Annotated in this window: 22 protein-coding genes and 1 pseudogene; 18 read left to right on the top strand and 5 right to left on the bottom strand. The window is 30.7% G+C overall.

Annotated features, from left to right (window positions below; all coding sequences use genetic code 11):
* Positions 1-81: 81 nt before the first annotated feature.
* From AJN69_RS05860 to AJN69_RS10380, 12 genes and pseudogenes are all read left to right on the top strand, one after another.
* The gene (locus tag AJN69_RS05860) at positions 82-501 is read left to right on the top strand and encodes a hypothetical protein (protein WP_070290213.1); all 420 of its coding nucleotides are present in this window, start codon (positions 82-84) and stop codon (positions 499-501) included.
* A complete protein-coding gene (locus AJN69_RS09715) occupies positions 419-616 on the top strand; it encodes a hypothetical protein (protein ID WP_070293817.1) in 198 nt (65 codons plus the stop codon). The genes AJN69_RS05860 and AJN69_RS09715 overlap by 83 nt, the downstream gene beginning before the upstream one ends.
* Entirely contained in the window at positions 609-1,100 is a 492-nt protein-coding gene (locus tag AJN69_RS05865) for a hypothetical protein (RefSeq protein ID WP_002861686.1), read from the top strand. The genes AJN69_RS09715 and AJN69_RS05865 overlap by 8 nt, the downstream gene beginning before the upstream one ends.
* Positions 1,100-2,830, top strand: coding sequence for a hypothetical protein (locus AJN69_RS05870; protein ID WP_070274465.1), 1,731 nt, complete (start codon positions 1,100-1,102; stop codon positions 2,828-2,830). Before AJN69_RS05865 ends, AJN69_RS05870 begins: the two co-directional genes overlap by 1 nt.
* A 116-nt stretch (positions 2,831-2,946) precedes the next feature.
* A complete protein-coding gene (locus tag AJN69_RS05875; protein WP_002857548.1) occupies positions 2,947-3,096 on the top strand; it encodes a hypothetical protein in 150 nt (49 codons plus the stop codon).
* Between the two features lie 5 nt (positions 3,097-3,101).
* Positions 3,102-3,803, top strand: a complete 702-nt coding sequence (locus AJN69_RS05880) for a tRNA1(Val) (adenine(37)-N6)-methyltransferase (protein WP_002861225.1) — start codon at positions 3,102-3,104, stop codon at positions 3,801-3,803.
* Entirely contained in the window at positions 3,793-4,167 is a 375-nt protein-coding gene (locus AJN69_RS05885) for a YkgJ family cysteine cluster protein (protein WP_002881237.1), read from the top strand. Before AJN69_RS05880 ends, AJN69_RS05885 begins: the two co-directional genes overlap by 11 nt.
* Positions 4,140-5,417 carry a lipopolysaccharide assembly protein LapB gene (locus AJN69_RS05890; RefSeq protein WP_070287662.1) on the top strand — a complete coding sequence of 426 codons (1,278 nt, stop codon included), beginning with the start codon at positions 4,140-4,142 and terminating at the stop codon, positions 5,415-5,417. Before AJN69_RS05885 ends, AJN69_RS05890 begins: the two co-directional genes overlap by 28 nt.
* Positions 5,414-6,190, top strand: coding sequence for an indole-3-glycerol phosphate synthase TrpC (trpC, locus tag AJN69_RS05895; RefSeq protein WP_070287661.1), 777 nt, complete (start codon positions 5,414-5,416; stop codon positions 6,188-6,190). Before AJN69_RS05890 ends, trpC begins: the two co-directional genes overlap by 4 nt.
* Before the next feature lie 9 nt (positions 6,191-6,199).
* Entirely contained in the window at positions 6,200-6,685 is a 486-nt protein-coding gene (locus AJN69_RS05900; protein WP_070287660.1) for an HIT domain-containing protein, read from the top strand.
* Positions 6,675-7,673, top strand: coding sequence for a tRNA 2-selenouridine(34) synthase MnmH (gene mnmH, locus AJN69_RS05905; protein WP_070287665.1), 999 nt, complete (start codon positions 6,675-6,677; stop codon positions 7,671-7,673). The genes AJN69_RS05900 and mnmH overlap by 11 nt, the downstream gene beginning before the upstream one ends.
* A 347-nt stretch (positions 7,674-8,020) precedes the next feature.
* A pseudogene (locus tag AJN69_RS10380) lies at positions 8,021-9,188 on the top strand (ammonium transporter).
* A 66-nt stretch (positions 9,189-9,254) separates the two neighbouring features.
* Here the strand turns inward: AJN69_RS10380 and hemH are convergent.
* The 3 genes from hemH to AJN69_RS05930 are packed head-to-tail and all read right to left on the bottom strand — an operon-like array spanning position 9,255 to position 12,113.
* Positions 9,255-10,172, bottom strand: a complete 918-nt coding sequence (gene hemH, locus AJN69_RS05920; protein WP_002861236.1) for a ferrochelatase — start codon at positions 10,170-10,172, stop codon at positions 9,255-9,257.
* Positions 10,169-11,035, bottom strand: a complete 867-nt coding sequence (locus AJN69_RS05925) for a Gfo/Idh/MocA family protein (protein WP_070209759.1) — start codon at positions 11,033-11,035, stop codon at positions 10,169-10,171. The genes hemH and AJN69_RS05925 overlap by 4 nt, the downstream gene beginning before the upstream one ends.
* Positions 11,036-11,039: 4 nt before the next feature.
* Positions 11,040-12,113: a DegT/DnrJ/EryC1/StrS aminotransferase family protein gene (locus AJN69_RS05930; protein WP_070209760.1), complete on the bottom strand. Its 1,074-nt coding sequence runs from the start codon at positions 12,111-12,113 to the stop codon at positions 11,040-11,042.
* A gap of 114 nt (positions 12,114-12,227) precedes the next feature.
* Here AJN69_RS05930 and alaS point away from each other — a divergent pair, with 114 nt between their 5' ends.
* The 3 genes from alaS to AJN69_RS05945 are packed head-to-tail and all read left to right on the top strand — an operon-like array spanning position 12,228 to position 17,235.
* Positions 12,228-14,756, top strand: a complete 2,529-nt coding sequence (gene alaS, locus AJN69_RS05935; RefSeq protein WP_070280811.1) for an alanine--tRNA ligase — start codon at positions 12,228-12,230, stop codon at positions 14,754-14,756.
* Positions 14,756-15,307, top strand: coding sequence for a septum formation inhibitor Maf (maf, locus tag AJN69_RS05940; protein WP_044779938.1), 552 nt, complete (start codon positions 14,756-14,758; stop codon positions 15,305-15,307). The genes alaS and maf overlap by 1 nt, the downstream gene beginning before the upstream one ends.
* A complete protein-coding gene (locus AJN69_RS05945) occupies positions 15,304-17,235 on the top strand; it encodes a penicillin-binding protein 1A (RefSeq protein ID WP_070209762.1) in 1,932 nt (643 codons plus the stop codon). The genes maf and AJN69_RS05945 overlap by 4 nt, the downstream gene beginning before the upstream one ends.
* Before the next feature lie 28 nt (positions 17,236-17,263).
* Here AJN69_RS05945 and AJN69_RS05950 read toward each other — a convergent pair whose 3' ends face one another.
* Both AJN69_RS05950 and AJN69_RS05955 read right to left on the bottom strand, forming a co-directional pair.
* Positions 17,264-19,837, bottom strand: a complete 2,574-nt coding sequence (locus AJN69_RS05950) for an ATP-dependent Clp protease ATP-binding subunit (protein ID WP_070287659.1) — start codon at positions 19,835-19,837, stop codon at positions 17,264-17,266.
* 111 nt (positions 19,838-19,948) lie between these two features.
* On the bottom strand, positions 19,949-20,239 hold the full coding sequence (locus tag AJN69_RS05955) for a metal-sensing transcriptional repressor (RefSeq protein ID WP_002859054.1): 291 nt from the start codon (positions 20,237-20,239) through the stop codon (positions 19,949-19,951).
* Between the two features lie 117 nt (positions 20,240-20,356).
* Here AJN69_RS05955 and AJN69_RS05960 point away from each other — a divergent pair, with 117 nt between their 5' ends.
* From AJN69_RS05960 to purS, 3 genes are read left to right on the top strand one after another with little or no spacing between them, the layout of a single operon-like run.
* Positions 20,357-21,691, top strand: a complete 1,335-nt coding sequence (locus AJN69_RS05960; protein WP_002856815.1) for a S41 family peptidase — start codon at positions 20,357-20,359, stop codon at positions 21,689-21,691.
* Position 21,692: 1 nt separating this feature from the next.
* Complete coding sequence (gene purC, locus AJN69_RS05965) at positions 21,693-22,403, top strand: phosphoribosylaminoimidazolesuccinocarboxamide synthase (protein ID WP_002861244.1); 711 nt, start codon at positions 21,693-21,695, stop codon at positions 22,401-22,403.
* An 8-nt stretch (positions 22,404-22,411) separates the two neighbouring features.
* The gene (purS, locus tag AJN69_RS05970; protein WP_002858611.1) at positions 22,412-22,657 is read left to right on the top strand and encodes a phosphoribosylformylglycinamidine synthase subunit PurS; all 246 of its coding nucleotides are present in this window, start codon (positions 22,412-22,414) and stop codon (positions 22,655-22,657) included.
* Position 22,658 lies beyond the last annotated feature (1 nt).

The following is a 22,658-nucleotide window of genomic DNA, read 5'->3' on the forward strand; positions in this document are numbered from 1 at the left end:
AATTTAGCCATAGGGGGTCAGACCTACGGCTAACCCTTAGGGGTATTATACAAAAACCTTACTTAAACTTCTAAAACAAATATGATAAATCTTTTATTTGGAAATGCAAAGCTTTATATAGCCTTAGCTTTAATGGCAATCTTAACAGGATATTTTTATCTAAGACTTGATAGCACAAAGGTAAAATTAGAAAAAAGTCAAAATGATTTAGCCTTAGCTTTAGAGATTAATAAAAACAACGAAGCAAGGCTAAAAGAACTTACGCAAATTCATAAAGCAGAATTAAAAGCAATCAATGAAGCAAACAATCAAAAAAACGAAGTTAAAGAAAGGATAGAATATGTTAAAGAATACATTTATAAAAGCAATGAAAATAATATTACCAAGCTTTTTAACAATGTCGTTGATAGGTTGTGGGATGCAAACTCAACAAGTAGTAACCAAAATAGAAATTCAAAAAGTAAGAATTCCGCAAGAACTACTAACATTAAGCCCACTTGAAAAGCCAATAGCAAAAAATGAACTAGATATTTTAAATGCCTATTCTATGCTTTTCTATAAATACAGACAATGTGAAATTCAGATAAGTAAAATAAAGGAGCTAAATAATGAGTAATACAAATGTTGATTACAACAAAAGACTTGAAGCATTTAAAGAAATTTATCCGCAAATTTTAGAAATGAGTTTAGCAGAAAAATCTCCATTTGGAGAATTTAAAAAGCTTTTAGAACAATTTGGAAACGATAATGTTATAAGAAATGACCAACAATTTCAAAGCTTAGCACAAGCATTAGTAAGTGTTGGACAAACCATAGTAGCACAAAGTCAAAATACAGCTTTATCCATGATTTTACAAGGCGATGAAAACGAGCTTAACGCTGAAAAAGCTTTACTTTTAAGAGCTCAAACAGAAACAGAAAAAGCAAAACCTGCATTAATAGCTAGACAAACTTCACAGATAGATGATAATTTAAGAATAGAAGCTGCAAAAGTTACACAGAGTGTTCAATTTGGATATTGTACCGGTGGTCTTGATATACCACAAGAAATTATGAAGCTTGTTAAAGAAAAGATAGAAAATATAGAAAAGTCTTCATAATGCTTATAGATGAAAAAAGGCTTATGAGAAATTATACTCTTAAGCCTGCTTATCCATCAAACATAGGAGAATTGGATACACAAGAAGTATATAAACAATGGTTTACCTATGCTATGATAGGGGTAAATAAATATGTTGAGCTTTTACATAAACAACTTGTAAGAAAAGGTAGAAGTCAAATTCAAAATATAAACCATCCGCTATTTAAAAATTCGTATATAGTGAAAAAATATAACATTAAAAGTTCTAGCACTGCACCTTATAATAAGGAAAACTATAATGATTTAGGACTTAACCAATTTTTCGTAGGGCAAGATCCATACAAACCTTATCAGGGAGATCCTAGTAGTGAAAATGGAATATATCATGATATTTGCGAAATAAGAACTAATTATAATTTAGGAAGTATGCAGTATTATTATGGTTTTCCAAATAATTTAGCTCTTTTATTTGAAAAAGAAAAAGCTTGGAAATATAATGGAAAAGGATTTTTTTATATTGATGAAAAAATAAATTTCAAAGATATATTAAATAAGGCATTGGAAAATATAAATTATGAAATGCTTATAAATGATATAGAAGTAGTTATTTTTTCTCAAACCATCCAAAAAAATAATGAATGGATATATCCTAGTATTGATGATATTAAAATACCAGAAATTAAAGTAGAAAATGTTGAATTTAAACCAACTTTTGGAAAACCTTATAAAAAATTATGCATTGATGTTGAAAAATTTTTTAGTGATTTTAAGGAGTTAAATGAGAGTATATTTAGAATTGAAAAAGTAGAAATAACCTATAGTGTATATGAGAAAGCACAAAAAACTAGGGAAAGTGATCCGAGTAAAATATATTATACTTTAACAAGCAAAAAGATATCTTTTTTTGAAGTATTTAATTCTATCAAAGAAAATTATAAATGCAAATATGCAACTCCTTTATGTTTTTATAATGGTTTTAATTTAGTTTGTTATGAAGAGCCTTATATTGCTTATTCTTATTCTTACCTCAATAATCAAAGCTTTGGAAAAAAAGATACAAGTGTTACGCCAAGCGTATATCCGCTATATAGAAAAAGTTCAAATTTGCCTTATGGGCGTAGAGATAGATGGTTTGCATTATGGGATAGTTTTTATTATCTTTATGTATACGAAAAATCAAGCAAAGGAATTTTAAGCTTTTTGGCACCTATTGTTACTATTATTTTGGCTGTAGCTACTTGGTGGATTGGCGGACAAGGTGCATGGCTAGGAACATTGATAGGAGTGAGTGAGAATGTAGCTGCGGGTATCACACTAGGAATTAGCTTAGGTTTAGCCGTGGGTTCACTTACTGGAAATAAATTATTTTCAATTCTTAATGCTGTTTGGGGTTTGGTTAATTTTTTAGGTGCTTGGGGTGCTAATAATTGGAATTTAGCTGCAGATTTTACAAAAAATACAGCACAAGCAGCACAAGAAATGACAACTTTTGAATCAACTTTAAATATTATTGGAAATTTACTAAGTGGAGCTAGTAAGATTTTTGATGTTGTTCAAAGCATTACAGCAGATACTCCTGATATGATAAATGAGCAAAGCGATGATTCTGATAATGAAGGTGGAAATGGAAGCGAAACTGAAGAATTAGCAAAAGATGCAATTAATCCAACTTTATGGTATAATTTTGAAACTGCAGATATATTAAATGAAAAAATAGAAAAGAAAGAAAAACCTATTTTTATATTTTAATTTTTGTAGCCATTTTGTAGCCAAATTAAATTTGAAATATTTAAAATTTATATTTTATGGTATTTTATAGTTATTGTTAGGTGTTCGCCGTGGACACCATTTTATGAGGTGTTATTATGATAAAAATTGCTTTTTTTATAACTTTTGTAATTTCTTTTTTGACAGCACAAAGCCCAGTAAATTTTAAAGAAGATAATAATATAACAAAAGAACAAAATATATTTAAAGAACAACCTCCAAAACGCATTAAAATTCCAACGCATTAAAATATATGTCAGATTTGATTACGCTAGCACAATTATCACAAGGGTATCGTTACAATAGTGATTCTTTAATTTTAGCTGATTTTATTTTAAAACAAGGAATTAAAGGCGCTGTTTTTGATGTAGGTGCAGGCTGTGGTATCATAGGTATTTTACTTAAAAAAAATATTGCAAATTTAAGTTTATCTTTGATTGATATTCAAAAAGAAAATATAAAATTGATTGAAAAAAATTTAAAATCCAACCAAATACAAGGCGATATTTTTCATGATGATTTCAATCAATTTCAAAGCATAAAAAAATTTGACTTCATAGTTTGCAATCCTCCATTTTATAGACAAGGAGCTTACAAGAGTGAAGATCAGCATAAAGCTATAAGTAAATTTCAGGAATTTTTACCCTTGCATAGCTTTTTAACTAAAGCAAATTCTATGCTTAAGCCAAATGGTACTTTGTATTTTTGCTATGAAGCTTTAGCTTTAGATGAAATTTGTTTTATTTTAAAAGATATGAAAATAAAAATAACAAAGCTTTGCTTTGTACATACACATCAAAATAAAAAAGCAAGACTTGTTTTGATACAGGTAAAAAAAGGTTCAAAATCGCCTTGTGAGATTTTACCTCCTTTTTTTGTATATGAAAATGAAATTTTAAGCAAACAAATGCAAGAAATTCACTTAAGATTTAGGTTAAAAAGTTATGATATTTGATAAAAATTTTTCTTATGCTTTTGATGAAAATGCTTGTGAGAAATGCGGTGGAAAGTGTTGCACTGGAGAAAGTGGCAATATTTTTGCGAGCATGGAAGAATTAGAAGCATTAAGAAAGCATTTAAATTTAGAAAGCAAAGAATTTGCTGAAAAATACTTGAGAAAAGTGGGCTTTAAAATGAGTTTTAAGGAAGTCGAATTTGAAGATGGCTTTGCTTGCATTTTTTTTGATACTCAAAAAAGAAATTGCAGTATCTACGATTTTCGTCCAAAACAATGCAGAACTTTTCCATTTTGGGAATATTTTAAAACACATCAAAAGGAATTAGAAAAAGAATGTATAGGTATTTGTTATTTGTCTTAGTAGCCTTTTTTTTGGCAGCTTGTGGAAGTTCAAAAATCAATGTTGTTTATCCTGATTATACAAAATATAAAAGCAATGATTTTGATTTAAGGGTTGTGAAGGCTTATAATTATGAGTATTATAAACAATACAAAAAAGCCAGAGATGAATTTTTAAGTCTTTATCAAGATTACAATAATACTCATTTTTTAGAAAATGCATTTTTACTTACTTTGGCAAACAATCTTGACAAGCAAGCAGAGTTAAATAATCTAGCAAAGCCTTATTTAAATCAAAATGACAATCTTAAGCGACTTAGTGCTCTTTATGCTTTAAATTCAAATGATATCAATAATGCTCAAAAACTTATGAAAGAGCTTTTAACAAAAAAGGATAGTGATCCTAGAAATTTAGAGCTTTACGGAGATATTTTGGTTAAAAAAAATGATTTAAAAAATGCCACAAAGTACTATAGATCTGCTTATAATCAAGTGCAAAATGAAGAAATTTTATTTAAACTCATAGGAATTTATGCGATTTTAAATGATACTTTAAATATTAAAAATGTTTTAGAATTTTCAAGAAAAACCAATGGTTGCACTCTCAAAACTTGCGTCTTGCTTACTAAAATTTATTTTGATGAAAAAAATATCGAAGCTTTAAAAAGTATATATAAAGAGCTTTATCAACTTACCAAAAATAAAAGTTTTGCATTGGCTTTGGTTGAGCTTTTAAATTCTCAAGGCAAAACAGAAGAAGCTTTAAAAATTTCTTTGCAGTATGATTTAGATGATGATATTAAACTCGCTTTGTATCAGAATTTAAAACGCTTTGATGATGCTAAAAAAATGAGTTTAGCTCTTTATCATAAAACAAAAAATAAAGAATATCTTCTACGAGCGGCAGTTTTTGAATTTGAATCTGCAAATGAAGCTAAAAAAATCACTCCAAAAGTAATTGATTCTGTAAAAGAAAAATTCGAACAAGCTATCGATAAAGATAGCAATGCTTTGTATTTAAACTACTATGGATATTTGCTTATAGATTATGATTTAGATGTTAAAAAAGGTATAGAGCTTGTGAAACTTGCTTTAGAAAAAGATCCGCAGAATTTGTATTATTTGGATTCTTTAGCTTGGGGGTATTATAAACTAGGCAATTGTAAGCAAGCATGGGAAATTTTAAAACAAACATTAGATGATAAAGAATTTGCAAATTCTGATGAGAGTAAAGCTCATATAAAAGCGATAAAGGCGTGTATAAAACCATGATATTGGATAAAATTTTTGAAAAAACAAAAGAAGATTTAAAAGAACGCAAACTAAAACTTCCTTATGATATGCTAGGGCGTTCTTTAGCTTCAAATTCTTTCTTTCCAAAAGATGTGATGAAGGCTTTAAAAAGAGTAGAAAAAGAAGTTAAAATCATAGCAGAAGTAAAAAAAGCAAGCCCTAGCAAGGGAGTCATTAGAGAAGACTTTGATCCTTTGAGTATTGCCTTAAATTATGAGAAGAACAAAGCTGCGGCGATTTCTGTTTTGACTGAGCCACATTTTTTTAAAGGTTCTTTAGAATACTTAAGTCTTATACGCCGTTATACGCAAATTCCTTTACTTAGAAAAGATTTTATCTTTGATGAGTATCAAATTTTAGAAGCTTTGGTTTATGGGGCGGATTTTGTATTGTTAATCGCTAAAATGCTAAGCATGAAAGAGCTTAAAAAACTGCTTGAGTTTGCAAGACATTTAGGTCTTGAGGCTTTGGTTGAAATCCATGACAAAGAGGATTTGAGTAAGGCAATTTTTGCTGGAGCGGATATCATTGGTATCAATCATCGTAATTTAGAGGATTTTACTATGGATATGAGTTTGTGTGAAAAACTTATCCCACAAATCCCAAATTCAAAAATCATCATTGCAGAAAGTGGTTTAGAAAATAAAGAATTTTTAGAGCATTTGCAAAATTTAGGCGTTGATGCTTTTTTAATCGGCGAATATTTTATGCGTGAGGAAGATGAAGGAAAGGCTTTAAAAGCTTTGCTTTAAGGAGGGAAAATGCAGTATTTGTATGCACCATGGCGGAGTGAGTATTTTGAAAAAGAAAAAAGCGTTTGTCCATTTTGTGATTGTGCTAATAAGATCAAAAGCGATAAAGAATTAGGCGTGATTTTTAGAGCAAAGCATTGTTTTGGAGTGATGAACCGCTATCCTTATTCTGCGGGGCATTTTATGGTGATTCCTTATGTACATGAAGAGCATATAGAAAATTTAAGCGATGAAATTTGGCGAGAAATGAGCCATTTTGTGCGTTTGGGGGTGAAAATTTTAAAAGAGCAAATTCATGCAAATGGGGTGAATATCGGTATGAATTTAAGCAAAGATGCAGGAGCTGGCATAGCTTTTCATTGTCATTATCATCTAGTGCCACGCTGGTCAGGAGATACAAATTTTATCACAACCATAGGAGAAACTAGGGTTTGTGGCACTAATATAGAGCAAGTTTATCAAAAACTTGTTTTGGCTTTTAAAAATGCTCAGTGAACTTGAATTTGCGGAGTTTCAAAAAGAAAATTTCTCTCTTTTAATCGATGCAAGAAGCCCTAGAGAATTTTTACATTCTCACTTGATAGGAGCTTTAAATTTTTATGCACTCAATGATGAAGAATATCAAGAAATAGGAACGATTTATAAGAAAAATCAAGCTTTAGCCAAGGCTAGGGGTGCGAGTTGTATTTGTCAAAATACCGCTAAACATATATTAGAAATCACCCAAAATTTTCGCATAGGAGAAAAGGTGGGGATTTATTGTTCTCGTGGGGGTTTGCGTTCAAAATCTATCGCAGTGATTTTAAGTGAGCTTGGTTTTAGAGTGGTGCGTTTAAAAGGTGGTTTTAAAGCTTATAGAACTTTTGTAACGCGTTATTTTGAAAATGAAATAAATTTTGATTTTTTTGCTCTTTGCGGCAATACAGGATGTGGAAAAACAGAGCTCTTAGAACAACTCCCACAAGCTATAAATTTGGAAAAAATGGCAAATCATTTAGGCTCATCTTTTGGTGATATTTTAGGAAAACAACCAACGCAAAAAGCTTTTGAAGCAGAACTTTTTCACAATATGCAAAATTTAGAAAATTTTGCTTTCATAGAAAGTGAAAGTCGCAAAATAGGGGATATCATCTTACCTTTGAAATTTTATGAAAAAATGCAAAAGGCTTTTAAAATTTATTGTTTTTGTTCTTTGGAAAATCGCGTTAAAAGAATACAAAAAATTTACCAAGAGAAAATGACTTCTTTAAAATTTCAACAATGTGTGCAAAAAATCAGTCCTTATATCAGCTTAAATTTACGCCAAGATTTGCTTCAAAGTTATGAGAAAAAAGAATGGCAAAAGCTTATTATTATACTTTTGGAATATTATGATAAAACTTATAAAAAACCAGACAAGATTGATTTTGAGTTAAATACCGATGATATTTTAAAAGCTCAAGAAGAGCTTTTAGATCATTTTAAAGCGCAATTACTTTTTTAATATTAGATAATTTTATTAAATAATCAAATTTTTTGTTCATCATCTTACAATAATCCTTTTTTATCTTTGTTGTTTTTTAGCTTGGCCCAAATTTGTATTTTAATGCTAGTAAATTTGAATCATAGAGAAGTAAAATATTTTTTAAATCCCTATTTATAGTAATTTAAAATAAAAATATAAATTTAAGAAATATTTTATAAAAAAATATATAAAATATTTCTTAAATTTATATTTTTTAAATCATTTTAAATATAATTATCTTGTAATTATATTTTGTAAGAAAGGGTAGGTAAGCGAATGCGGTAAATTCAAGTTTTATTGTATTGTGTACTCTGCTAGTTTTGCTTATGACTCCAGCTTTAGCAATGTTTTATTTGGGTATGGTAAGAAGTAAAAATACATTCAATACCATAATGAATTGCTTTATTGTTTTTAGTGTCATTGCTTTACAATGGGTAGTGCTTGGATTTAGCCTTTCTTTTGGTAAAGATGAAGGACTTTGGCTTGTAGGAAATTTCGAGAATTTTCTCTTAGAGGGTATTAGCGGATACAATGCTTCAGGTGTTCTAAATATTCTTTTTGTGATTTTTTAAATGATGTTTGCACTTATTGCATCTGACATCATAACAGGCTCTTTGGTAGGAAGAATTAAACTGGGTGTTTTGGTGATATTTTTGCTTTTTTGGAGTACTTTATTTTATGATGTGTTAGTGCATATGATTCGGAGTAGCGAGGGGTTTTTGCTTAAAAGAGGAAGTCTTGATTTTACTGGGGATGGTGTTGTGCATATTGGCTCTGGGGTTGCTGGACTTGTAGGAGCTTTGATGGTGGGTGCTGGAAAAAGCGATGATGAGGATAAAAACGCGCATTCTATTCTTATGCTTTCTTAGGTGCGATTTTGCTTTTTATAGGATGGCTGGGTTTTAATGCTGGAAGCGTTGGTGAAATGAATGGTAATACTATCAATGCTTTTATAGTTAAGTATTATATCAGCAGCTTGTGGCTTTTTATCTTAGGTAGTGCTTGAGTGGCTCATCCATGAAAAAACCAACTATTTTAGGTGGACTTAGCGGGCTTGTAGGGATTACTCCAGCTTGCGGTTATGTAGATATTTATGCTTCTCTTGTTATAGGAGCTTTGTCTTTCTGTATTTTGTTATTTTGGTTTGAGTTTTATTAAATACAAACTCAAATGGGATGATTCTTTAGATACTTTTTCTTTACACGGAATCGGAGGTGTTTGGGGAGGAATTGCTACAGGGCTTTTTGCAAGTGCTAAAGTAAATCCTAATGTGATTGCTTAAAATGCGCTTGGCGAGATTTTTTATCAGTGGAAGTTTAGAGCTTTTAAAAGAGCAAATTCTTGCTATTATGATTTGTATGTTTTTCAGCTCTCATAAGCTTTATTATTTTTAAGATCATTTCTTATTTTGTAGACTTAAGAGCGAAAGAAGAAGTAGAACAAAAAGGCTTAGATGTGAGTTTGCGCGGAGAAAAAGCTTATACTTTGGCTTAGTCAACTAAATTTTTACCAAAAAGTCCTTGTTAATCTTTAAAAAAATGATAGACAAGGGTCTCAAATTCATTCTTGGTTAAGATCAGATAAATATTTTAAAATAAATTCCATAAATTCATCACTATCATTAGGACAACTTATTAAATCATAATCACATTTTGCTAAATGTTTATACTCCATACCTAGTTCAAAAATCGTTTCAGAACAATCAATGCAAAAAGAAATAGGATAAATCAAAGCTTTATCGTTTAAATTTGCCAAAATATCGCTTGTATTTGGTTCAAGCCATTTTACAGGGCCTAGTTTGGACTGATAAGCTAAAATAAATTCATCAAAATGATCTTTTAATTTTTCTTTTAAAATTTCTACATGATTATTTACATGCTTTTCGTATAAATCACCCTTATCAATAATGCTTTGTGGTAAAGAATGCGCTGAAAAAATCAAAATTTTGGCATCAAATTTACTTTTTTTATCCAAAATGTGCGAAACTATCATCTCATTATAAAGCTCATTTTTGTAAAAAATATCTATAGTTTTTACTTTTGCTTGAATTTTTTGCTTTGAAATTTCATTTTGCAGAACTTCTAAAGATGAAGTTACTGTGGTGCAAGAATGGTGCGGATAAAGTGGAAAAAGAATAATTTCATCATTTTCATTTAAAGTGTATTTTTGCAAAATTTCTGTGGCAAAAGGAGGCACATAAAGATTTACAAAATCAAATTTAAATTCATCTTGTTTTAAATTAAGTTTATTACACAGGCTTTGAGTAAGTTCGTTTAAAGGGGATTTTCCACCCATTTTTCTATAGTTTTCTTGCATGGCTTTAACGCGAGCCTTTGTTATGATCCATGCTACAAATTTTCTTAAAAATCGATTTTTGATTCCTAAAATATAAGGATCATTAAACATATTTTTTAAAAAAACTTCACAATCTTGTAAATTTGTAGCTCCGCCCATATTTAAAAATAAAACTAATTTCACGCAAACCTTTCTAAAATTTCTTGAACTTTGTAAGCATCGCTCGTACTGGCTAGATGATTGGGTTGATTATCGATAAGTTTTAACAAAGCTTCGTGTTCTGAAAAAAGTGGACTTTGTTGAGTAAGTTCTATAAAATTTCCATCTTTTAATAAAGAAAAATCATTTAAATTGGCTTCATAAAAATGATTTTTAGTAATAAGATGAATTTTTCTTAGTTTTTGTGTGCTATTCCAACTTTGATGTATGCTAGCAATACATTTTTCAAGCTCACATAGAATAATGCTTTCACTTTCTCTTGTTTGATCTTGGGTGTATTTTTTAAGCAAATTGGTTTTTGTTATTTCTTGTTTGCTTAAAAAACAAAGCAAATCAAGATCATGCACAGCCAAATCTTGCAAAATTCCTACATCGCCGATTCTTTGCGGGTAGGGTGAAAATCTTTGTATGTTAATGCTGATAATTTCTTCATTTTCAAGCTCTTTTTTTAGGGCTAAAACCGCAGGATTAAATCTTTCACAAAAACCTACGCCTACTTTTACGCTGTATTCTTTAGCTAAATTTGAAATTTCGTCTATTTCTTTTAAATTTAGAGCTAAAGGCTTTTCGATTAAAACGCATTTGCATTGTTTAAAAATTTTTTTTGCTATTGCTAAATGTGAATTTGTAGGTGTTGCTATGATGATAATATCATTATTTTGATTTAAAAATTTATCCAAATCATCATAAAAAATATCATCAAAAATATTTAGATTTGGATTTTTGCAAAGATCAAAAAGTGCATTAAGTTTAAAATGAGAATTTTTACTAAGTTCATTTAAGTGGTTTTGCCCCATTTTTCCAAGGCCTATGATACCTATTTTCATGGAATTAATCTTTAAAAATACAAATAACTTGCTCTTGCTCTTCTTCACTTAAAAAAGGTGAAAAAGGCAAAGATAAGATGTGTTTGCTTGCATATTCTGAATTTTTAAGTTCTAAATTTGAAAACTCACTAAAGCAAGGTTGTTTATGCAAAGGGGTTGGATAGTGTATAGCATAAGGTATATTAGTTTTTTCGAATTTTTGCAATACACTAGCTCTATCTTCAACTAAAACGCTGTATTGCGCATAAGCGCTAAAAGCATTTGGATCAATTTGTGGAATTTGGCAGTTTTTTAAATTTGCATTATAAGTTTGTGCTAATTTTTGTCTTTTGTCTAATTCTTTTTCTAGGTATTTTAACTTAACATTTAAAATCGCCGCTTGCAAGGTGTCAAGGCGTCCATTTATACCTATAAATTCATGTTTATAACGCTGAGTTTGTCCGTGATTGAGTAAAATTCTTATTTTTTTAGCAATTTCATCATCATGGCAAAAAATAGCCCCACCATCGCCATAAGCTCCCAAAGGTTTTGAAGGAAAAAAGCTTGTGCATGAAATTTTAGCTATAGAGCAGGATTTTTCTCCTTTGAAACTTGCGCCAAAACTTTGTGCACCATCTTCGATCAAAGTGATATTTTTATCTTTTAAAATTTCTTCTAAAGCCCTTAAATCACTCATTTGTCCAAACATACTTACTGCTATAACAGCTTTAGTTTTTGGGGTTATTGCTTTTTGCACTGCTTCAAAATCAAGATTGTAATTTGATAAATTTATATCTACAAAAACAGGTTTTGCGCCTGTTAAGGCCACAACTTCAGCTGTTGCTATGAAAGTAAAACTAGGCACTATAACTTCATCATCTTTGCCAATATCTAAGGCTCTTAAGGCAAGATATAAAGCACTGGTTCCACTTGAACAACCTATAGCGTGTTTAACACCTAAAAAATGAGATAAATTTTGCTCAAATTCGTTAAGCTTTGCACCGCCTATAAAAGAAGAGCTTGATAAAACACTTTCAATTTCAGTATTGATTTCATCTTTGTATGCGAGATATTGGGCTTGAAGATTGATAAAATTCATAAAAAACCTTAGAGAAATAAAATTAAATAAAAATGTTTATTGTATTTTAGTTTTACTTAATTTAAAGTAATTTTGGTATGATATGTTTTTATAAAAATTTCTTTAGGAAAATTCATGGATATTAGAAAAGCTTATTTGGATTTTTTTGCATCAAAAGGACATGAGATAACCCCGTCAAGTCCTTTAGTTCCTGATGATGCAACTTTACTTTTTACTAATGCGGGTATGGTGCCTTTTAAAAGTATATTTACAGGAGAAATTCCACGCCCAAACCCTCCACGCAAAACAAGCTGTCAAACTTGTATAAGAGCGGGTGGAAAACACAATGACTTAGATAATGTAGGATATACCGCACGCCATCATACTTTTTTTGAAATGCTTGGAAATTTTAGCTTTGGAGATTATTTTAAAGAACAAGCCATAGCTTATGCTTGGGAATTTGTAACTGAAGTTTTAAAACTACCTAAAGACAGACTTTATGTAACCGTGCATGAAAACGATGATGAAGCTTTTAATCTATGGCAAAAACACATCCAAAAAGAAAGAATTTACAAATTTGGTGATAAAGATAATTTCTGGCAAATGGGCGATACTGGTCCTTGTGGTCCTTGTAGTGAGATTTTTTATGACCAAGGACAAGAGCATTTTAACTCAAGCGAAGATTATATGGGTGGAGATGGAGATAGATTTTTAGAAATCTGGAATCTTGTTTTTATGCAATACGAAAGAAGCGCTGATGGAGTGCTTAGCCCACTGCCAAAGCCAAGTATTGATACAGGAATGGGGCTTGAAAGGGTAACAGCGATTAAAGAAGGTAAATTTAGCAATTTTGATAGCTCGCTTTTTATGCCAATCATCAATGAAATTTCAAAACTTTGTAATAAAACTTATGTTTATGAAAGTGGAGCAAGTTTTAGAGTAATAGCCGATCATATAAGATCAAGTGTATTTTTACTTGCGCAAGGGGTAAGTTTTGACAAAGAAGGCAGAGGCTATGTTTTGCGTCGTATTTTGCGTCGTGCTTTAAGGCATGGATATTTGCTAGGTTTTAAACAAGCTTTTATGTATAAACTAGTTGATGTTGTATGCGATTTAATGGGTGGACATTATACCTATCTTAATGAGAAAAAAGACTTTATAAAAGAACAAATTCGCCTTGAAGAGGAAAGATTTTTAAGCACTATAGAAAATGGAATTGAAATTTTTAATGAAGAGCTTAAAAACACCAAAGAAATTTTTAGCGGAGAAGTAGCCTTTAAGCTTTATGATACTTATGGTTTTCCGCTTGATTTAACGGCTGATATGCTAAGGGAAAAAAACCTCAAAGTTGATGAAGAAAAATTTGAACTTTTAATGAATGAGCAAAAAGCACGCGCTAAGGCTTCTTGGAAAGGAAGTGGAGATAAAACTGCAAGCGGAGATTTTAAAAACTTGCTTGAAAAATTTGGAGAAAATCATTTCATAGGTTATGAAAAAGCAGAATGCGAAAGTAAAATTTTAGCCCTTTTAGATGAAGATTTTAAAGAAGTTTCTACCCTTAAAGATGCGGGTTGGGTGATGCTTGAAAACACACCTTTTTATGCGACAAGTGGGGGGCAAAGTGCTGATAGTGGGTTTATAGCTAAGTGTGAAGTTTTAGATACGCAAAAGTTTTTTAATCTCAATCTTAGCTTTGTAAAAGCAGGTGAAGAACTAAAAGTTGGCGATACGGTTCATGCAAAAATCGATACAGAAAAAAGAGAGCAAATCGCACGCCACCACTCAGCTACTCATCTTTTGCACCATGCTTTAAGAGAAATTTTAGGTTCTCATGTAAGCCAAGCAGGATCTTTGGTTGAAAGCAATAAACTAAGATTTGATTTTACTCATCATAAAGCTTTAAGCAAAGAAGAGCTAGAAAGCATTGAAAAAAGAGTGAATGAAATGATTATAAACTCAAGTGAAGCTATATTAGAAAATATGCCTTTAGAAGAAGCTAAAAAAAGCGGTGCCATAGCATTGTTTAATGAAAAATATCAAGGCAATGTGCGTGTTTTAACTCTAGGTGAAAGCAAGGAACTTTGCGGAGGAACTCATGTTAAAAATACTGCTCAAATAGGAAGTTTTTACATAGTTAAAGAAAGTGGTGTGAGTGCTGGAGTTAGACGCATTGAAGCTGTGGTTTCTAAAGCGGCTTTAGAATTTGTAAAAAATCAACTTGAAGAACTTTCTAAAGCAAAAAATGAGCTTAAAAATAATGATATTTTAAGCGGGATTAAGAAACTTAAAAATGAAATTTTAAGTTTAAAAAATGAGCTTAAAAACTCAAGTAAAACCGAGCTTGATTCTAAAAATATCCAAGGTGTTGAAATTTGCGTAAAGCGTATAGATAATGGCGATATTAAAGCTATGATTGATGATTTTAAAAACAAATTTGCTAAAGCGGTGATTTTACTTATCCAAGTAAAAGATGAAAAAATCACTTTAGCAGCTGGTGTTAAAGATGCGCCTTTAAAAGCAGGAGCTTTAGTTAAAGAAGCGGCGCAAATTTTAGGTGGAAATGGTGGCGGAAGAGATGATTTTGCTACTGCAGGTGGAAAAGATTTAAACAAAATTGATGAAGCTTTAAAACAAAGCTTAGAAACGATAGAAAAAGCACTTTAATGTTAATTCTTGCTTCAAGTTCCATTTCAAGGGTTAACTTGCTTAAAACCGCAAAGATTGATTTTAGGCAAGTTAGTTTTGATTATGATGAAAATTTAAATAAAAATATTTCACCTTTTTTATATGTTCAAAAAATAGTTCTTGAAAAAGAAAAACAATTTTTAAGTGCTTTAGGCAAAGATTTTCAAAACCAAAATTTACTTTTTGCAGATAGTATAGTTTGTATAGATGAAAAAATTCTTACCAAAGCAAAGGATAAAAAAGAAGCCTATGAAATGCTTGCCTTGCAAAATGGCAAGTATGCAAGTATTTTATCGGCTTTTTTGCTTGTAAAACCTGAAAAAAGAGTTTTTTCTCTTTCAAAAACTACGCTTTATTTTAAAAATTTTGATGAAAATGCTTTAAGAGATTATGTAGAAAATGATCTTTATAAAGGCAAGGCGGGTTGTATTATGTGTGAGGGTTTTCATCAAAATTTCATCACCCAACAAGTAGGAAATCTAAGCACTGCTTTAGGGCTTGATATCCAAACTTTAAAGGCTTATTTATGAAAATATTAAAATATATTTTTTCATTTTTTACTCTTTTGTTTATAGCTGGATTTATTTATGTGGCTTATCTTTTCACAAGTGCTGATACTGAGGGTTATACTTTTAAAGAATACAAACCTCCTCTTACAACACAAATTTACGATAGAAATGGCAAGCTCGTGGCTAATATTTTTGAACAACATCGTTTTTACGCTCCTTATGAAGAGCTTCCTCCACGCCTTATAGAAGCTTTGGTTGCTATAGAAGATACAAGCTTTTTTGAACATAATGGAGTTAATATCGATGCCATTTTTAGAGCTGCTGTAAAAATCATAAAAAGCGGTGGAAAAACCATGGAAGGAGCTTCCACTCTTACCCAGCAATTTATTAAAAATACGGAATTAACCCCTGAAAGAACTATTACGCGTAAAATTCGCGAAGCTTTGCTTGCTTATAAAATGGAAACCATTTTAACTAAAGAGCAAATTTTAGAAAGATATTTAAATTTTATCTTTTTTGGACATGGGTATTATGGAGTAAAAACCGCAGCTTTGGGGTATTTTCATAAAAATTTAAATGAATTAAGCCTTAAAGAGATTGCTATGCTAGTAGGTATGCCAAAAGCACCTAGCAGTTATGATCCTACAAAGCATTTAGATCTTTCCATTTCAAGAGCAAATAATGTTATTTCAAGAATGTATAATCTAGGTTGGATTTCAAAAGCAGATTATGATACGGCCATCAAAGAAATTCCGCAAGTTTATGATGATACGCTTACTCAAAATACTGCTCCTTATGTCGTAGATGAAGTGATTAAACAATTAAGCCCTAATATCAAAGACTTAAAAACAGGTGGATATAAAATCATTTTAAATATAGACTTAGATGTTCAAAATATGGCGCAGAATGCTTTGAAATTTGGTTATGATGAGATAGTAAAACGCGATAAAGATGCAAATTTAAGCACTTTAAACGGAGCCATGGTCGTGGTAAATCATCAAAGTGGTGATGTTTTAGCTTTGGTAGGTGGGGTTGATTATGAAAAAAGTAATTATAACCGCGCTACTCAAAGTATGCGTCAACCTGGAAGCTCTTTTAAACCTTTTGTGTATCAAGTGGCGATTAATTTAGGATATTCGCCTATGAGTGAAATTGCTGATATTTCTAGAATTTTTGAAGGTGGAGCGGGTAATAATGAGGATTGGAAACCTAAAAATGAAGGGGGTAAATTTTTAGGTTTAATTACCTTAAAAGAAGCTTTAACAAGATCAAGAAATTTAGCTACCATTAATCTCGCACTTGATATGGGGCTTGATGTTCTTTACTCTAAACTAATGGAATTTGGATTTAAAGATATACCGCCTAATTTATCAATCGTATTGGGAAGTTTTGGTATTTCTCCTTTGGAGTATTCGAAATTTTATACCATGTTTGGGAACTATGGTATAATTAAAGATCCTCAAATTATCAGACAAGTTCAGGATAAAACCGGTAAAACCATCATGGAATTTAACTCAAATGAGCGTAAAGTCAGCGATGAAGCGCAAAGTTTTCTGGTTTTAGATATGATGAGAAATGTTGTTGAAAAAGGCACAGGGCGTAATGCAAGAGTAAAAGATATAGAAATAGCAGGAAAAACAGGAACAACGAATAAAAGTGTTGATGCTTGGTTTTGTGGACTTACGCCTGAAATAGAAGCAATCATTTGGTATGGAAATGATAACAACAAGCCTATGCGTTATACAGAAGGTGGCGCTAGAACGGCTGCTCCTGTGTTTAGAGAATTTTTAACTCAATATATAGAAAAATTCCCTGATACAACTAGAAAATTTAGCATTCCTAATGGAGTTTATCGTGGAAATTATAAAGGAGAAAGTGCTTATTATACCACCAAATCACCATTACCAAAAGTAAATATGAAATTTAATGAAAGTGAGATTATATTTTGAAAGTAGTTCCTTTCTACTTTCAAAATGATTAAGCTTTTTTGATGATTATTTCATCATCTTTTGCATCAATGATAATGCTATCATTTTCATGAAGTTCATCAGCAAGTATCATATCGCTTAATTTATCTTCTATAAGATCATAAATAGCTCTTCTTAAAGGTCTAGCACCAAAATCAGGGTTAAAACCATCTTTAGCGATTAAAAGGGCTGCATTTTCGCTTAAACTTGCTTTTATCCCCTTGTTTTCTAAGCTTATTTGTAAATCTTTAAATAAAAGCTTGACTATTTCATAAGCTTCATCTTTTCCAAGTGGATTAAAGGTGATAATATCATCTAAACGGTTTAAAAACTCAGGTTTAAAGAAATTTTTTAACTCATTTTTTACCGCATCTTCTTGTTCTTTTCCACTTAAATTCATAATAGCACTTGAGGCGATATTAGAAGTTAAAATGATAATGGTATTTTTAAAATCCACTGTTACACCTTTGCTATCGGTTGCTCTACCATCATCTAAAATCCCTAAAAGCACATTAAATACATCTTTATGCGCTTTTTCAACTTCATCAAACAAAAGCACGCTATAAGGTTTTCTACGCACAGCTTCAGTAAGCTCTCCACCTTCTTCATGACCTATGTATCCTGGAGGCGCACCTAAGAGTCTTGAAACACTATGTTTTTCCATAAATTCACTCATATCAAAGCGAATCATTGCTTTTTCATCATCAAATAAAAATTTCGCCAAAGCTTTAGCTGATTGTGTTTTTCCTACCCCTGTTGGCCCTAAAAATAAAAAGCTTCCTATAGGTTTATTGTCTGTATTAAGTCCTGCTTTGTTGCGTTTAATAGCTCTAGCTAAAGCACTTAAGGCCTTATCTTGTCCTATGACACTTTCTTTTAAATGTTTTTCCACTTCTAAGAATTTTTGTTTTTCGGAAGTTAGCATTTTTTGCACGCTAATACCTGTCCATTTGCTTAAAATTCCAGCAACCAAATCCTCATCTACTTGATTTTTAAGTAAAACTCCATTTTCGCTCATTTTTTTCCATTTATCTTCTAAAATTTCTACTTCTTTTTCAAGACTTGGAATTTTTCCATACTCTAACTCAGCTGCTTTTTGAAATTCACCTCTAGCTTTAGCTAAAGAAGCTTCATTTTTAAGTAGATCAATTTCTTTTTTCTTAGTGCTTATATCATCAAAAACACTTTTTTCATTTTCAAACTGTGAATTTAGGGCATTTTGTTTTTCTTTTAAATTAGCTAGTTCTTTTGCGATTTCATCGAGTCTTTTTTGATTTTTCTCATCATTTTCCATTTTTAAAGCTTCATTTTCAACTTCTAAAGTTTCTATATCTTTGCGTACTTTTCTTAAAGAACTTGGTTCACTTTCAATTTGCATTTTCAGTTCAGCTGCAGCTTCATCGATTAAATCAATAGCCTTATCAGGTAAAAAACGATCTGCTATATAACGCTTTGAAAGTTTAGCCGCGGCTACTAAAGCACTATCATTTATGGTTACATTATGATGAATTTCAAGCTTTTCTTTTATACCCCTTAACATGGCCAAAGCCTCATTAACACTTGGTTCGCCCACATTTACAGGTTGAAAACGGCGCTGCAAGGCCGCATCTTTTTCAAAATATTTACGATATTCTTTTAAAGTGGTTGCGCCTATGGTATGGAGTTCACCTCTTGCAAGAGCGGGTTTTAAAATATTTGCCGCATCCATGCTACCTTCACTCGCTCCAGCCCCTACTATAGTGTGAATTTCATCGATAAAAAGAATGATATTTTCACTTTTTATCACTTCATTAACCACAGCTTTTAATCTGTCTTCAAATTCTCCTCTGTATTTTGCGCCTGCAATTAAAGCACTCATATCAAGAGCGATGACTTTTTTATTTTGTAAAGATTTTGGAACATCTTTTTTAATAATTCTTTGTGCTAAAGCTTCTACTATAGCTGTTTTTCCTACGCCTGGTTCACCTAAAAGTATAGGGTTGTTTTTGGTTTTGCGTATTAAAATTTGCATCAAACGTTCGATTTCTTCTTCTCTGCCTATAACAGGATCAAGTTTACCCTCACTTGCTTTTAAGGTTAAATCTATACCAAATTTATTTAAGCTGTCTAAGGTTTCATCGCTTGTTTTGCTATCGATTTTGCGTCCCGCTCTTAGACTTTCAAGCTCTTTTTGAAATTCTCTTAAATCTAAAAATTGCGCCAAAATTTCTTTAATAGGACTTTTTTGACTTTCACTTATAAGCCAAGTATCCACACTTAAATAACTATCTCCATTAGCACTCATCAATCCTTTAGCATTTTCTAATGAATTTATAAGTTCATTGGAAAAGCGTATATTTTCACGGCTTACATTTGAACTCGTTGCAAGTTTTGAAATTCTGCTTTTAATTTCAAGCTCTAAGGCTTCTTTAGAAATATTTAATTTATTTAAAATTTGATTTAAAATACTTGTACTATCTACGCTTAAAGCCCATAAAAGATGTAAAGGTACAACTTCATTATTTTTAGAATGTATAGCTAAAGATGCTGCACTTTCAAGGTTTGAAAGCATATTATCAGTTAAAAAATCTTGTATATTTGCCATGTTTTATCCTTTATTTAGTTTATATACTTGCTATTATATAACTTTAGTCATATAATGTCAAGTTAATTGAGTAAAATTTTTTAAATAATAGGACAAATGACTAATTTTAGATTATTTCATAAACATATCTATAGCCTTGTTTAATTCTTCTATGCTTTGAATATCATTTTCTTCTATAGCATGTACCATACAATGAGCTAAATGTTCTTTTAAAACTACTTTTGCGGTATTGTTAACTTCGGCTTTTACGGCAGCAAGCTGGATTAAAATTTCACTACAGTCTTTGTCATTTTCAACCATTCTTTTAATAGCACTTAAATGCCCTATGGTTCTACTTAGACGATTGCAAACTGCTTTAAGATGTTTTTGAGAATGTGTATGAGTATGTTTTTCTTGGCACATTGTATTAACTTTCTTTTTGGAATTTTTAGTCTATTTTAACATATTTTTAAGAATTTAAATTTATTTACGAAGTTTTAAGTAATTTTTATTAAAATTTACTCTTTAAACTAAAACTCAATAATGGAGCTTATTTTGAAAACAAAACGATTTTTTGCAGGTCTTGCAGGCTTTGCCACTACTTTTATTTTATGTCTATTTTTAACGAGTCATTTACAAGCTAAAGTTGATCAAAAAGAAGAGCAGGTTCAAAAACGCCTAGAAGCTTTAGATAAGCTTACAAAAACTCTTGCCATAGTAGAGCAATATTATGTGGATGATCAAAATATCAGCGATTTGGTGGATAAATCTTTATCAGGGCTTTTAAGCAATCTTGATGCGCATTCTTCTTTTTTAAATGAAAAAGATTTTAATGATATGAAAATTCAAACCAATGGTGAATTTGGTGGCCTTGGTATAACCGTAGGTATGAAAGATGGCGCTTTAACAGTTGTTTCTCCTATAGAAGGAACGCCAGCAGATAAAGCAGGGATAAAATCAGGAGATATTATTTTAAAAATTAATGATGAGGCCACTTTAGGAATTAATCTCAATGATGCTGTAGATAAAATGCGTGGTAAGCCAAAAACTCAAATCACTTTAACCATTTTTAGAAAAGGTGCAACAAAACCTTTTGATGTTACACTTACAAGAGAAATTATTAAGATAGAAAGTGTTTATGCAAAAATGATAGAAAATGAAAACATTCTTTATCTTAGAGTTACAAATTTTGATAAAAATGTTGTAGATGTGGCAAGTAAAGAACTTAAAAAATATCCTAATGTTAAAGGGGTTATTTTAGATCTTAGAAATAATCCTGGTGGACTTTTAAATCAAGCTATAGGACTTGTAAATTTATTTGTAGATAAAGGTGTTATTGTTTCTCAAAAAGGACGCATTGCAAGTGAAAATCAAGAATATAAAGCCGATCCTAAAAACAAAATTTCTAATGCTTCTTTGGTTGTGCTTGTAAATGGTGGAAGTGCTAGTGCAAGTGAAATCGTAAGCGGAGCTTTACAAGATCTTAAACGCGGTGTTATTGTGGGTGAAAATACTTTTGGAAAAGGTAGTGTTCAACAAATCATACCTATTAATAAAACTGAAGCTTTAAGGCTTACTATTGCAAGATATTATCTTCCAAGCGGACGTACTATTCAAGCAGTGGGTGTAAAACCTGATATTGAAGTTTTTCCAGGTAAAGTAAATACTCAAGAAGATGGTTTTTCTATAAAAGAAAGCGACTTAAAACAACATTTAGAAAGTGAGCTTGAAAAAATAGATAAAAATAAAAAAGAAGATAAACAAGAAAATAAAGACAATAAAAATCTAATCAGTCAAAAACAAATCAATGATGACGCACAGTTAAAATCAGCTATTGATACTATTAAAATTTTAAATATCAAACAAGGACAATAAAATGACAAAAAAAGAAATGCTCTACGAAGGAAAAGGTAAAAAACTTTTCAAAACTGATGATGAAAATTTACTAATTAGTGAGTTTAAAGATGATTTAACTGCTTTTAATGCAGAAAAAAGAGGCAATGAAAGTGGAAAAGGCGCATTAAACTGTAAAATCAGTACTGAAATTTTTCATTTGCTTGAAAAAAATGGGATTAAAACCCATTTGGTAGAAACTATAAGCGATACAGAACAAGTGGTTAAAAAATGTAAAATTGTTCCTATTGAAGTTATAGTACGCAATGTTGCAACAGGTTCTCTTACAAAAAGACTGGGCATTAAAGATGGCACTGTACTACCTTTTGCTTTGGTGGAATTTTGTCTTAAAGATGATGCCTTAGGCGATCCTTTTATCAATGATGAGCATTGTTTGATTTTAAATTTAGTGCAAAATGAAGCTCAAATTAGTGAAATTAAAAATATAGCTAGAAAGATTAACTCTATTTTAACTCCATTTTTTGACAATAAGAATTTAAGGCTGATTGACTTTAAAATCGAACTGGGTTTAACTAAAGATAATGAACTTGTTTTAGCTGATGAAATAAGTCCTGATAGTTGTAGATTTTGGGATAAATTTAATAATGAAAAATTAGACAAAGATAGATTTCGTCAAGATCTAGGTAATGTAAAAATGGCTTATGAAGAAGTTTTAAAAAGAATATTAAATTAAGGAAAAATATGGAAGTTATTGTAAATATTTCTTTAAAAAATGGGGTTTTAGATCCACAGGGCAAAGCGGTGGAAAAAGCTTTGCATTCTTTAAATTTTAATAGCGTAAAAGAAGTAAAAATAGCAAAACAAATCAAAATTTCTCTTGATGAGAAAGATGAAAAATTAGCCAAAGAACAAGTCAAAAAAATGTGTGAAGAGTTGTTGGTAAATAGCGTCATTGAAGATTATGAGCTTATAATTGAGAAAGAGTAAA

Origin of the sequence: Campylobacter sp. BCW_4338 (genome assembly GCF_001763255.1) — a bacterium.
Classification (GTDB): Bacteria; Campylobacterota; Campylobacteria; order Campylobacterales; family Campylobacteraceae; genus Campylobacter_D; species Campylobacter_D jejuni.

Coding starts and splice junctions, on each gene's coding strand:
- AJN69_RS05860 (WP_070290213.1), top strand. CDS start 82: ATGATAAATCTTTTATTTGGAAATGCAAAGCTTTATATAGCCTTAGCT.
- AJN69_RS09715 (WP_070293817.1), top strand. CDS start 419: ATGCAAACTCAACAAGTAGTAACCAAAATAGAAATTCAAAAAGTAAGA.
- AJN69_RS05865 (WP_002861686.1), top strand. CDS start 609: ATGAGTAATACAAATGTTGATTACAACAAAAGACTTGAAGCATTTAAA.
- AJN69_RS05870 (WP_070274465.1), top strand. CDS start 1,100: ATGCTTATAGATGAAAAAAGGCTTATGAGAAATTATACTCTTAAGCCT.
- AJN69_RS05875 (WP_002857548.1), top strand. CDS start 2,947: ATGATAAAAATTGCTTTTTTTATAACTTTTGTAATTTCTTTTTTGACA.
- AJN69_RS05880 (WP_002861225.1), top strand. CDS start 3,102: ATGTCAGATTTGATTACGCTAGCACAATTATCACAAGGGTATCGTTAC.
- AJN69_RS05885 (WP_002881237.1), top strand. CDS start 3,793: ATGATATTTGATAAAAATTTTTCTTATGCTTTTGATGAAAATGCTTGT.
- AJN69_RS05890 (WP_070287662.1), top strand. CDS start 4,140: ATGTATAGGTATTTGTTATTTGTCTTAGTAGCCTTTTTTTTGGCAGCT.
- trpC (WP_070287661.1), top strand. CDS start 5,414: ATGATATTGGATAAAATTTTTGAAAAAACAAAAGAAGATTTAAAAGAA.
- AJN69_RS05900 (WP_070287660.1), top strand. CDS start 6,200: ATGCAGTATTTGTATGCACCATGGCGGAGTGAGTATTTTGAAAAAGAA.
- mnmH (WP_070287665.1), top strand. CDS start 6,675: ATGCTCAGTGAACTTGAATTTGCGGAGTTTCAAAAAGAAAATTTCTCT.
- AJN69_RS05925 (WP_070209759.1), bottom strand. CDS start 11,035: ATGAAAATAGGTATCATAGGCCTTGGAAAAATGGGGCAAAACCACTTA.
- AJN69_RS05930 (WP_070209760.1), bottom strand. CDS start 12,113: ATGAATTTTATCAATCTTCAAGCCCAATATCTCGCATACAAAGATGAA.
- alaS (WP_070280811.1), top strand. CDS start 12,228: ATGGATATTAGAAAAGCTTATTTGGATTTTTTTGCATCAAAAGGACAT.
- maf (WP_044779938.1), top strand. CDS start 14,756: ATGTTAATTCTTGCTTCAAGTTCCATTTCAAGGGTTAACTTGCTTAAA.
- AJN69_RS05945 (WP_070209762.1), top strand. CDS start 15,304: ATGAAAATATTAAAATATATTTTTTCATTTTTTACTCTTTTGTTTATA.
- AJN69_RS05950 (WP_070287659.1), bottom strand. CDS start 19,837: ATGGCAAATATACAAGATTTTTTAACTGATAATATGCTTTCAAACCTT.
- AJN69_RS05955 (WP_002859054.1), bottom strand. CDS start 20,239: ATGTGCCAAGAAAAACATACTCATACACATTCTCAAAAACATCTTAAA.
- purC (WP_002861244.1), top strand. CDS start 21,693: ATGACAAAAAAAGAAATGCTCTACGAAGGAAAAGGTAAAAAACTTTTC.
- purS (WP_002858611.1), top strand. CDS start 22,412: ATGGAAGTTATTGTAAATATTTCTTTAAAAAATGGGGTTTTAGATCCA.